We start from the raw sequence: 11,097 nt of genomic DNA on the forward strand, positions 1-11,097 counted from the left end.
ACCGCGGCGCCATCGTGGCTTGTCGCGCCGTTCCCCGCGCCCCCTCCGGGGGCAACCGCCGTCCCTCGACCGCGGCGCCATCGTGGCTTGTCGCGCAGTTCCCCGCGCCCCCTCCGGGGGCAACCGCCGTCCCTCGACCGCGGCGCCATCGTGGCTTGTCGCGCAGTTCCCCGCGCCCCCTCCCGGGGGCGTCTTATGGGCTCGTCGGGGGTCAGGTTGTGGGGACGCAGCGGCCGTTTTCGGTGTGGTAGTGCCACTGCGCGCCGTCGCGGACCAGTTTCTTCACTGCGGTCACGAAGCGGTCGACGTGTTCGTCGGGGGTGCCCGCGCCGAAGCTGACGCGGATCGCGTTGAGGGACTTCTCGCCGGGCGCGGCCTCCGGGGCGCCGCACTCGCCCTGGGACTGCGGGTCGCCGCCCAGGAGGGTGCGGACGAGGGGGTGGGCGCAGAAGAGCCCATCGCGGACGCCGATGCCGTACTCGGCGGAGAGCGCCGCCGCGAAGTGGGAGCTGTTCCAGCCCTCGACCACGAAGGAGAGCACGCCCACCCGGGGGGCGTCGTCGCCGAAGAGGGACAGGACGCGCACCTCGGGGACCTCGGCCAGGCCCGCGCGGACCTTCTCGATCAGGTGCCGCTCGCGGGCGACCAGGGTGTCGAAGCCGGCCTCCGTGAGGGCCTTGCAGGCGGAGGCGACGGCGTAGGCGCCGATCACGTTCGGCGAGCCGGCCTCATGACGGGCAGCCGTCTCGTGCCACTCCACGGCCACGCCCCCGTCCGCCCGCCGGGTGACCGTACGGCTCGCCCCGCCGCCCGCGAGGTACGGCTCGGCCGCACGCAGCCAGTCGGCGCGTCCGGCGAGCACGCCGGTCCCGAACGGCGCGTACAGCTTGTGCCCGGAGAAGGCGACCCAGTCGACGTCGAGGTCCCGCACCGACACCGGGTGGTGCGGGGCGAGCTGGGCGGCGTCGAGGACGATCCGGGCGCCGTGCGCATGCGCGGCGGCGGCCAGCTCGCGCACCGGCCACAGCTCCCCGGTGACGTTGGAGGCGCCGGTGACACAGACCAGGGCCGGACCGTGCCCGTCACGGCCGGCCAGCGCCGCCTCAAGGGTCGCGACGGCCTGCGCCGGGGTGCGCGGTGCGTCGAGATAGCTGACCTCGGCGTCCTTCCAGGGCAGCAGCGAGGCGTGGTGCTCGGTCTCGAAGACGAAGACCTGACAGCCGGCCGGGAGCACGGCCGCCAGCAGGTTGAGCGAGTCGGTGGTGGAGCGGGTGAAGATCAGCTGGTCGTCGGGGCGGCAGTCCAGGAACTCGGCGACGGTCGCGCGGGCGTTCTCGAACAGGTCGGTGGACAGCTGCGAGAGGTAGCCGGCGCCGCGGTGCACGCTGCCGTAGTAGGGCGCGTAGGCGGCCACGTCGTCCCAGACGCGCTGGAGGGCGGGGGCGCTGGCCGCGTAGTCGAGCGCGGCGTAGGTGACCTCGCCGCCGGTGACGAGCGGCACGGTGACATCACGGCCGAGGACGGGCAGCGGGGCGCGGACGGACTGGTCGGAGGCAGCGGTGGAGACGGACATGGCACAACTCCCGTGAAAGCAGGCGGAATTCACCACGCGAGGGCACACCTGCGGCATCGGGCAGGGCTCGGCGTGGGGAGGAAGAAAGGGGTATGCGGAGGCGGGGCTCTGCGGCCCTATCGCATTCGCTTGCTCACGAGAGGCTCCCTCGACGACCAGGACCCCTGGGCTTGTCACTCAGCAGAGTGCGAGGGGTCCGCGCTTGCCGCAGACCTCGCTGCCTACGGCCTGGTCTTCACCCGGGGCACCCCGCCACGGACGGAGGGTTGCCGGACAGTCGGCCGGGGCCGAATGACTGTCGCTCATGACCTGACGGATATCCTGCCACACGATCATCGATGCGCAAGGCGCGGTCCGGATCCTGGACCGCGCCCTGCGTCACATCGCCGTACGGGGCCTCACGCGTGGCTGGCGGCGGCCCAGCGTGCGAGCGTTCGGCGGGCCGCGCCGGAGTCGATCGACTCGGCGGCCTTCGCCATGCCGTCCCGGATCTGGTCGGCCAGCGGCCCGCTCCCCGGCTCCAGGGCGACCAGGGCCGCCGCCGAGTTCAGCAGCACCGCGTCCCGCACCGGGCCCGTCTCGCCGTCCAGCAGCCGCCTGGCCACCCCGGCGTTGTAGGCGGGGTCGGCGCCGCGCAGCGCCGACACGGGGACCAGGTCGAGGCCGACCTCGCGCGGGTCGAAGACGTCCTCGGTGACCTTGCCGTCGCGCACCACCCAGACCCGGGAGGTGGCGGTGGTCGTCAGCTCGTCCAGGCCGTCGTCCCCGCGGAAGACCAGCGCGGAGGAGCCGCGTTCGGCCAGCACCCCGGCGATGAGCCCCGCCATCCGGGTGTCGAAGCAGCCGATCGCGGAGGCGGTGACCCGGGCCGGGTTGGTGAGCGGCCCGAGGAGGTTGAACGAGGTCGGAATCCCGAGGTCCCGGCGGACGGCGCCGACGAACCGCATCGAGGGGTGGAAGGTGGCCGCGAAGCAGAAGGTGATTCCGGCCTCCTCGACCACCCGCGCGACCCGTTCCGGCGTCAGATCCAGGTTGATGCCGAGCTGTTCCAGCACATCGGAGGATCCGCTCGCCGAGGAGGAGGCCCGGTTGCCGTGCTTGACGACCTTCGCGCCGGCCCCGGCGAGCACGATGGCGGACATCGTGGAGATGTTGACCGTCTTGGCCCGGTCGCCGCCCGTACCGACGATGTCGACGGCCGGACCGGGGATGTGCAGCGGCTTGGCGTGCTGGTACATCGCCTCGACCAGGCCGGTGATCTCCTCGACCGTCTCGCCCTTGGCCCGCAGCGCCACCAGGAAGCCGGCGACCTGGGCGTCCGCGGCCTCGCCGGACATGATGCGGTCCATGGCCCAGGCCGTGTCACCGGCGCTCAGGTCCTGGCCGCCGAGCAGCGCGCTCAGCAGGTCGGGCCAGGAACGGCCCGCCGCGGTGTCGCCTCCAGCGGGGGTCACAGCGCTCATCAGCCGCTCCGGTCGTCGGTCGTCGGTCGTCGTCAATTTCGGATCGGCTCCACCCTATCCATCCGGCGGATGCACGAGGGGCCCCGTCCGAACACCGGACGGGGCCCCTCGCGCGTGGCGTGGCGTGCGCAGCGATCAGTGGTGGCCGTGGCCGCTCGTGATCTCCTTGTACTCCTCGACGGTGGGCTTCGGGATCTGGGCGTCCTCGCCGTAGTAGGCGTCGCTGAGCTTGGCGCGCAGCTTCTCGGACCCCTTCACCTTCCGCTCGACACCGTTCTCGTCGACCGTCGGGCCGACCTGGGCCGGCTCGTACTGGTGGTGGGCCGTGAGGGTGTGCAGCTGCTCCTGGCTGAGCGGCTCATGGACCTCGATGAACTCACCGTGCGGCAGACGCTTGATGATGCCGGTCTCGCGGCCGTGCAGCACCTTCTCGCGGTCCCGGCGCTGCAGGCCGAGGCAGATCCGCTTGGTGGCGATGAACGCGATGACCGGTCCGACGAAGAAGAAGATCCGGACGAACCAGGTGACGGCGTTGATCGACAGGTGCAGGTGTGTGGCCCACAGGTCGTTGCCGCCGCCGACCAGGGTGATCATGTAGACGGTGATCCAGGCGACACCGAACGCGGTCCGGGTGGGGGCGTTGCGCGGGCGGTCCAGGATGTGGTGCTCGCGCTTGTCGCCGGTGATCCAGGACTCGATGAACGGGTAGACCGCGATCGCCGCCAGGACCAGCGGGAAGACGACCAGCGGGATGAAGACGCCCAGGACGAGCGTGTGACCCCAGAGGTTGATCTCCCAGCCCGGCATGAAGCGGATCAGACCCTCGGCGAAGCCCATGTACCAGTCGGGCTGGGCGCCGGTGGACACCTGGTCCGCGCGGTAGGGGCCGATGGCCCAGATCGGGTTGATCTGCGCGACGGCCGCGATGGCCGCGATGACACCGAAGACCAGGAAGAAGAAGCCTCCGGCCTTGGCCATGTAGACCGGCAGCAGCGGCATGCCGACGACGTTCTTCTCGGACTTCCCGGGGCCCGCGAACTGCGTGTGCTTGTGGTAGAAGACCAGGATCAGGTGGCCCACCACCAGGCCGAGCATGATGCCCGGCAGCAGCAGGATGTGGACCGAGTAGAACCGGGCCACGAAGTCATGGCCGGGGAACTCGCCGCCGAAGAGGAAGAACGACAGGTACGTGCCGACGATCGGCACGGACAGGATCGCGCCCTCCATGAAGCGGACACCGGTGCCGGAGAGCAGGTCGTCCGGGAGCGAGTAACCGGTGAAACCGGTGAACATGCCGAGGACGAACAGCAGGAAGCCGAACAGCCAGTTGATCTCACGCGGCTTGCGGAACGCGCCGGTGAAGAACACGCGCATCATGTGCACGAACATGCCGGCGAGGAAGATCAGCGCGGCCCAGTGGTGGATCTGCCGGACCAGCAGACCACCGCGCACGTCGAAGGAGATGTGCAGGGTCGAGCTGAACGCCTCGGACATCAGCTGCCCCTGCAGCGGGACGTACGAGCCGTGGTACTCCACCTCGTTCATCGACGGGTGGAAGAACAGCGTCAGATACACACCCGTGAGGATGATGATGATGAAGCTGTACAGGCAGACCTCGCCCAACATGAACGACCAGTGGTCGGGGAAGATCTTGCGCATGTTGGCCTTGGCCAGGGAGTAGATCCCCAGCCGGCCGTCGGCCCAGTCGGCGACGCGTTCGCCGGCCGGTGCCTTCCCGCGAGAGCGGGACTCTTGGTTCGATGCAGTGCTCATCCGCGCTCCCAGAAAGCAGGACCGACGGGCTCCGCGAAGTCGCCGAGCGCCTGGAGGTAACCCTCGTCGCTCACGCCGATGCGCAGCTGCGGCAGGGCGTGACCGGCGGGGCCGAAGATCACTCGGGCACCGTCGGAGAGGTCGAAGGTGGACTGATGGCACGGGCAGAGCACGTGGTGCGTCTGCTGCTCGTACAGCGAGATCGGGCAGCCGACGTGGGTGCAGATCTTCGAGTAGGCCACGATGCCCTCGTGCGACCACTCGAGCTCGCGCTTGTCCTTGATGTTGTCCGGCTGGATCCGGACGATCATCAGGGCGGCCTTGGCGATCTCGTTCTGGAAGTTCTCGTCGTGCTCCTCCAGGCCCTCGGGCTTGGCGAAGGTCAACGAGCCCACGGCGACGTCAGAGGGGCGCAGCGGCTCGTTGGTGTTCATGTTGACGAGCAGCGTGCCGTTCTTCCACATCGTGTGGCGCAGCTTGCTCTCGGGCAGCGGCCCGAGATCGCGCAGCAGCACGACACCGGAGAGCGGCACCAGGGTGAGCGCGCCGAACATCGTGTTGCGGATCAGCTTGCGGCGGCCGAGCGCGGACTCCTTGGCGCCCTGCTTGAAGTCCTCGTGCACCTTGGTGCGGACCTCGGGGGACGCCTCGATCGGGTGCCGATCGTCGGCGATCTCCGCGTCGGACATCAGGGTGCGGGCCCAGTGGACCGCGCCCGCGCCGATGCAGAACAGCGCCGCGCCGAGCGTCAGACCGAGCGCGAAGTTGAGCGCGCTGACGTGACCGATCGGGAAGACGAAGATCGACTTGTCGTGCGGGATCGCCACGTACGAGGCGATGAAGCCGACGGTGGCCAGCATCGACACCGTGAACAGCAGGGCGACGGCCCGCTCGGACCGCTTGGCGGCCCGCTCGTCGATGTCCTGGATGCGGTGCTCGTGCGGCGGCAGCCCCGGGTCGGCGAACGGGTCCTTCTCGTCCGCGACGCTCAGCGCGCCGGCCTGCTCGGCGGGCAGGTTCTCTTCTGGAATGTCTTGGCTACTCATGACCTCTTGGCCTTTGCGGTCCGAGCGGCGACCCAGACGGCGACCGCGACCAGTGCGCCCAGTCCGAAGATCCACGCGAACAGGCCCTCGCTGACCGGTCCGAGACCGCCCAGGGACAGGCCACCGGGGTTCTCGGTGTCGCTGCTGTTGACCGCGTTCAGGTACGCGATGATGTCCTTCTTGTTCTTCTCCGACAGCGTGGTGTCGGGGAAGGAGGGCATGTTCTGCGGGCCGGTCTGCATGGCCTCGTAGATGTGCTTCGGGTCGACGCCTTCGAGGTTCGGCGCGAACTTGCCCTTGGTCAGCGCCCCGCCCTTGCCGGTGAAGTTGTGGCACTGCGCGCAGTTGGTACGGAACAGATCACCGCCCTTGGCGATGTCCGCGCCCTCCGGGCCGTACTGCGCCTTCGTCGGCACCTCGGGACCGGCGCCCAGCGAGGCGATGTACGCCGCGAGCTGGTCGATCTGGGCCTGCGTGTAGATGTTCTTCTTCTTCGGGACCTGGGCGCCCTGGGAGGTCGCGGCCGGCATCCGGCCGGTGGCCACCTGGAAGTCCACGGCCGCGGCGCCCACACCCACGAGACTCGGCCCGTCGGAGGAGCCCTGGCCACCGGTGCCGTGGCAGCTGGCGCAGCCGACCGAGTAGAGCTTCTTGCCCTCCTCGATGGTCAGGGACTGGGCGGTCGTGTCGGCCTGCGCCTTGCTCGCAGGCGCGAACGCGGCGTACAGCCCCCCGGTGGCCGCCAGCGCGAAGAGTAGGACGACGACCGCCGCCAGCGGATGGCGTCGTCGTGCGGAGAGCTTTTTCACGGATTACCCCGGTGTCAGGATCTTCTGCGTCGATGCTTCTGTGGTGGATCGGTGGCCGTCGTCCGGCGCGCCGACTTACTTGATCAGGTAGATCGTGGCGAAGAGGCCGATCCAGACGACATCGACGAAGTGCCAGTAGTAGGACACGACGATGGCGGCGGTCGCCTGCTCGTGCGTGAACCTCTTCGCCGCGTAGGTGCGGCCGAGGACCAGCAGGAAGGCGATGAGACCGCCCGTCACGTGCAGGCCGTGGAAGCCGGTGGTCAGGTAGAACACGGAACCGTACGGGTCGGAGGACAGCGAGATGCCGTCCTTCTTCACCAGCTCCGTGTACTCGTAGATCTGACCGCCGATGAAGATCGCACCCATGATGAAGGTGACGATGAACCAGCCACGGAGCTTCTTCACGTCACCGCGCTCGGCGGCGAACACGCCGAGCTGGCAGGTGAGCGAGGAGAGCACCAGGATCGTGGTGTTCGTCGCCGAGAAGGGCACGTTGAGGGCGTGCGCCATCGACTTCCAGTGGGTCGGTCCCGTCACCGATCGCAGGGTGAAGTACATCGCGAAGAGGGCCGCGAAGAACATCAGCTCGGAACTCAGCCAGATGATGGTTCCGACGCTGGTGAGGTTCGGCCGGTTGACCGACGGGTGCGCGTGCCCGGTTTCTACTGTCGTTGCTGTCGCCACGCCCGACATTATGTCGGTCGCTTATCCCGCGCTCACTCCCGGGGGTGCCGTTCGGAGTGTCCGCCCCTGTCATACCGGTGTTGACGTGGTGTTCATGGGAGTAGCATCCGGCCCAACGGCCCTGTCCGCACGACGCCGACGTCTCGGAGGAACAATGCAGCCGACCGCCACGGTGCTGGTCTACAGCGACGACTCCAACACCCGCGAGCAGGTACGGATGGCCACCGGGCGGCGGCCCGCCCCCGATGTGCCGCTGGTCGAGTTCGTGGAATGCGCTACTCCGGCCGCCGTCCTGCGCGAGCTGGACCGCGGTGGGATCGATGTCTGCGTGCTGGACGGTGAGGCCGTGCCGATGGGGGGCATGGGGGTCTGCCGGCAGATCAAGGACGAGGTGTTCCACTGCCCGCCGGTGCTGTTGCTGATGGGGCGGCCCCAGGACGCGTGGCTGGCCACCTGGAGCCGGGCCGACGCCGCGGTGACCCTGCCGGTGGAGCCGGTGGAGTTCGCGTCGGCGCTGGCCTCTTTGCTGCGGTCGAAGCGGCTCGCTCCGCTGTAAGGGCGGATGCGCCGTCCGGGGGTCGGCTGCCGTCGTGACCCCATGCCGGCGGTCCCCGGCCGGGGGGCTGCGCGTCGTCTGGCGGGTGCGGCTACGTCGTGGCTGAGCGCGCCCGCGCGGCGAAGCCGCACATTGACACAGCCCCGCGCCCCTTCGGGGGCGCTTGCGCCTGTCGGCGGGTGCCGTTGCGCTCCCCTGTCGGGGGGCTGCGCGTCGTCTGGCGGGTGCGGGTGCGTCGTGGCTCGTCGCGCAGTTCCCCGCGCCCCTTCGGGGGCGAACGACCGTTGGCAAACCTCGGCTGCGTTGTGGCTCGGCGCGCCCGCGCGGCCGAGCCGCATATCGATACAGCCCCGACGGGTGCCGTTGCACCCCCGCCAGGGGGCCTGCGCGTCGTCTGGCGGGTGCGGGTGCGTTGTGGCTCGTCGCGCAGTTCCCCGCGCCCCTTTGGGGCGAACCACCGTGAGTAAGCCCCGGCTGTGTTGTGGCTGGGCGCGGCCGCGCGGCGGGGCCGCACATTGATGCAGTCTCGCGGTCCTTCCGGGGCGAACCACCGTGAGTAAGCCTCGGTGGCGGAGCCGCAGGTTGGTGCAGCCCCGTGGTGCTTTGGGGTGCGGGGGTGGTGGGGGTTACAGGGGCTTGGGGTCCAGGCGGGGGGTGGTTTGGTGGGGGGTGTTGGGGCCGGAGGCCAGGGCGCTGCCTGTGCGCCACTTGGTCCAGTCGATGTTCCAGTCGCCGTAGCCGTTGTCGAACGGTTCCATCTGGTCACCGTTGGAGTTGATGACCTTGACGATGTCGCCGGGGCGGACGGTGTCGTAGAACCACTTGGCGTTGCCGGTGCTCATGCCGGTGCAGCCGTGGCTGACGTTGGCGGCGCCCTGGGAGCCAACGGACCAGGGGGCGGCGTGGACGTACTCGCCGGACCAGGTGACCCGGGTCGCGTAGTACACCGGAAGGTCGTAGGAGTCCGAGGTGCCCTCGGCGATTCCCACGGTGGTGCCGCGCATCCGTACGAAGTACTCCTTCTCCAGCACCACCTTGACACCGTTGCGTGTCTCGAAGCCGGGCTTGCCGGTGGTGACCGGGATCTGGTTGATCTCCTGGCCGTTCTTGTACACCGTCAGCGTGTGCGTGGCGGCGTCCGTGAGGGCCTCGACCCGGTCCCCCGTGGTGATCTTCAGCGGCTTCGCCTTGCCGCCCCGCAGCCGGTCGTCGATCCGGATGCCCTCCAGGTTGCTGTGCACCTGGATGGTGGCGTGGGCGGGCCAGTAGTCCTCGGGACGGTAGTGCAGCTGCTTGTCGTCCACCCAGTACCAGGAGCCCTTCACGGCAGGCGTGGACTCGACTCGAAGGGCGTTCTCCACGATGGCGCGCTGCGCCTTGTCCTTGACGGGCTCGTTCAGCTCGGCCGTGATGGGCTGGCCGACGCCGTACTCACCCGCCTCGGGGCCGAAGGTGACGTCGAGGGTCTTCTTGGTGGTGGGCCGGCTGGTGTCGAAGGTGAGGGTCTTGCGGCCGGGCGCCCCGTCCGCGTTCTCCGTGCTGACCCGCACCGTGTAGTGGGCGTCGGCGGCGAGCGGGGAGGTGCTGTGCCAGCGGCTGCCGTCGGCCGCGAGTTCGCCCGCCACATAGCGTCCTGTCGCGTCCACGGCCGTGACGTCCGTGATGCGCCCCTCTCCGCTCTTGGCGGTCACCTCAAGGGGCTTGTCCGGGTCGGCCTTCTTCCCGGCGTCCTTGGGAGTGTTGAAGGAGATCTGGCCCGCCGCGTCGTACGGCTTGGCCGCCAGGGGGTCGTCGCCGTGCGAACCGCAGGAGACGGCGCCGGTACCGAGGGCGGTCACCAGCAGCGTGCAGCCGACGACGGTGCGGATGCGGGCTCGGGGGAACGCAGTCTGGCTCATGACCTCACGCTAGGAAGCCTCGTCAACACTGGCGCGCTGGGTGAGCCGTACGGGTGAATGTCCCCCGGAACAATGACGACGGGAGCCCGGCCCCCTTGCGGGGACCGGGCTCCCGTGCGTGTCCGCTGTGTCCTACTGGGTGCGGTTCTCACCGTGGTAGTACTCGAAGACCCAGCCGAACAGGCCGATCAGGATGATCGGCAGCGAGAAGTACAGCAGCCACCAGCCGACCGCAATCCCGAGGAAGGCCAGCGCGCCGCCGATGCCGAGGGCGAGCGGCTGCCAGCTGTGCGGGCTGAAGAAGCCCAGCTCGCCCGCGTCGTCCGCGACGTCGGCCTCCTTGTCGTCCTGGGCGCCCACGTCGACCCGCCGGGCGGTGAAGCCCAGGTAGAAGCCGACCATGATGCACAGGCCGAAGGCCAGGAAGAGCGCCGTGGTACCGGCCGGCTCCTTCGACCACACGCCGTAGACGACCGCCACGGCGAGCACGAAGACACTCAGCCACATGAACAAATGGCCCTGGATCTTCACTTGCCGGCCTCCTTGCCGCCCGCGATGGCGCTGCTGCCGTGACCGGCGTACTCCAGCTGCTCGAGGGCCGCGATCTCAGGATGGTGCAGGTCGAACGCCGGGGATTCGCTGCGGATCCGCGGCAGGGTGAGGAAGTTGTGCCGCGGCGGCGGGCAGGAGGTCGCCCACTCCAGCGAACGGCCGTAGCCCCACGGGTCGTCGACCTCGACCTTCTTGCCGTACTTGGCCGTCTTCCACACGTTGTACAGGAACGGCAGGATCGACAGACCCAGCAGGAACGACGAGATCGTGGAGACCGTGTTCAGCGCGGTGAAGCCGTCGGCCGCCAGATAGTCGGCGTACCGGCGCGGCATGCCCTCGGCGCCCAGCCAGTGCTGCACCAGGAAGGTGCCGTGGAAGCCGATGAACAGCGTCCAGAAGGTGATCTTGCCGAGGCGTTCGTCCAGCATCTTGCCGGTCCACTTCGGCCACCAGAAGTGGAAGCCGGAGAACATCGCGAAGACCACGGTGCCGAAGACGACGTAGTGGAAGTGGGCCACCACGAAGTACGAGTCGGAGACGTGGAAGTCCATCGGCGGCGACGCCAGGATGACACCGGTCAGACCACCGAAGGTGAAGGTGATCAGGAAGCCGGTCGCCCAGAGCATCGGTGTCTCGAAGGACAGCGAGCCCTTCCACATGGTGCCGATCCAGTTGAAGAACTTCACCCCGGTCGGTACCGCGATCAGGAAGGTCATGAAGGAGAAGAACGGCAGTAGCAC

The 11,097-nt window shown here is 69.2% G+C and carries 10 protein-coding genes and 1 riboswitch; of the genes, 1 reads left to right on the forward strand and 9 read right to left on the reverse strand.

The annotated features are described in order from the left end of the window. Window positions 1-211 precede the first annotated feature (211 nt). The 6 genes from ACIRFL_RS11295 to ACIRFL_RS11320 all read right to left on the reverse strand — a co-directional run bounded on the left by ACIRFL_RS11295 (window position 212) and on the right by ACIRFL_RS11320 (window position 7,360). A complete protein-coding gene (locus ACIRFL_RS11295) occupies window positions 212-1,573 on the reverse strand; it encodes an aminotransferase class V-fold PLP-dependent enzyme (protein ID WP_404026566.1) in 1,362 nt (453 codons plus the stop codon). A 193-nt stretch (window positions 1,574-1,766) separates the two neighbouring features. Beyond that, window positions 1,767-1,883, reverse strand: a riboswitch (SAM riboswitch). Between the two features lie 88 nt (window positions 1,884-1,971). Next, entirely contained in the window at window positions 1,972-3,036 is a 1,065-nt protein-coding gene (gene trpD, locus ACIRFL_RS11300) for an anthranilate phosphoribosyltransferase (protein ID WP_404026569.1), read from the reverse strand. A 135-nt stretch (window positions 3,037-3,171) separates the two neighbouring features. Further along, window positions 3,172-4,809, reverse strand: a complete 1,638-nt coding sequence (locus tag ACIRFL_RS11305; protein WP_404026572.1) for a cytochrome bc complex cytochrome b subunit — start codon at window positions 4,807-4,809, stop codon at window positions 3,172-3,174. After that, window positions 4,806-5,855 (reverse strand): Rieske 2Fe-2S domain-containing protein, encoded by a 1,050-nt coding sequence (locus ACIRFL_RS11310; RefSeq protein ID WP_404026574.1) that lies wholly within the window; start codon window positions 5,853-5,855, stop codon window positions 4,806-4,808. Before ACIRFL_RS11310 ends, ACIRFL_RS11305 begins: the two co-directional genes overlap by 4 nt. Further along, window positions 5,852-6,664 (reverse strand): c-type cytochrome, encoded by an 813-nt coding sequence (locus ACIRFL_RS11315; protein ID WP_404026576.1) that lies wholly within the window; start codon window positions 6,662-6,664, stop codon window positions 5,852-5,854. Before ACIRFL_RS11315 ends, ACIRFL_RS11310 begins: the two co-directional genes overlap by 4 nt. 75 nt (window positions 6,665-6,739) lie before the next feature. Then, window positions 6,740-7,360, reverse strand: coding sequence for a heme-copper oxidase subunit III (locus ACIRFL_RS11320; RefSeq protein ID WP_388715269.1), 621 nt, complete (start codon window positions 7,358-7,360; stop codon window positions 6,740-6,742). 145 nt (window positions 7,361-7,505) lie between these two features. Here ACIRFL_RS11320 and ACIRFL_RS11325 point away from each other — a divergent pair, with 145 nt between their 5' ends. Beyond that, window positions 7,506-7,907 carry a hypothetical protein gene (locus ACIRFL_RS11325; RefSeq protein WP_404026578.1) on the forward strand — a complete coding sequence of 134 codons (402 nt, stop codon included), beginning with the start codon at window positions 7,506-7,508 and terminating at the stop codon, window positions 7,905-7,907. A gap of 626 nt (window positions 7,908-8,533) precedes the next feature. Here ACIRFL_RS11325 and ACIRFL_RS11330 read toward each other — a convergent pair. The 3 genes from ACIRFL_RS11330 to ACIRFL_RS11340 form a co-directional block, all read right to left on the reverse strand. Further along, window positions 8,534-9,805, reverse strand: a complete 1,272-nt coding sequence (locus ACIRFL_RS11330; RefSeq protein ID WP_404026580.1) for an Ig-like domain-containing protein — start codon at window positions 9,803-9,805, stop codon at window positions 8,534-8,536. Between the two features lie 132 nt (window positions 9,806-9,937). Beyond that, window positions 9,938-10,336, reverse strand: coding sequence for a cytochrome c oxidase subunit 4 (locus ACIRFL_RS11335; protein WP_404026583.1), 399 nt, complete (start codon window positions 10,334-10,336; stop codon window positions 9,938-9,940). Continuing rightward, window positions 10,333-11,097 (reverse strand): cbb3-type cytochrome c oxidase subunit I (locus ACIRFL_RS11340; RefSeq protein WP_404026585.1); only part of this gene is annotated, 765 nt, incomplete at its 5' end. The genes ACIRFL_RS11340 and ACIRFL_RS11335, both read right to left, overlap by 4 nt.

This window comes from Streptomyces sp. NPDC102462, from assembly GCF_044765425.1.
In the GTDB taxonomy this organism is placed as follows: Bacteria; Actinomycetota; Actinomycetes; order Streptomycetales; family Streptomycetaceae; genus Streptomyces.